We start from the raw sequence: 230 nt of genomic DNA on the forward strand, positions 1-230 counted from the left end.
CCGAAGCCGTGCCGGTTTCCCAGGATCAGTACCAGAACGAGTGCCGCGGTGCCGGAGCTGATCTCAACGACGGTGCCGCCGGCGAAGTCGATGACCTGGCCGAAGACGGAACTGACCGCTCCTCCGGCGCTCATGAGGCCGCCACCCCACACCATGAAGGCGAGGGGGCAGTACACTGCGGTGATCCAGATGGGGACGAAGATGGCCCAGGCGGTGAACTTGGTCCGGTC

Annotated in this window: 1 pseudogene; it reads right to left on the bottom strand. The window is 65.7% G+C overall.

Going from position 1 to position 230, the window contains the following annotated elements:
* Positions 1–230, bottom strand: a pseudogene (locus BJQ90_RS22985) (ammonia channel protein); the annotation flags it as partial.

The organism is Arthrobacter sp. SO3 (genome assembly GCF_020532825.1).
GTDB lineage: Bacteria > Actinomycetota > Actinomycetes > Actinomycetales > Micrococcaceae > Arthrobacter.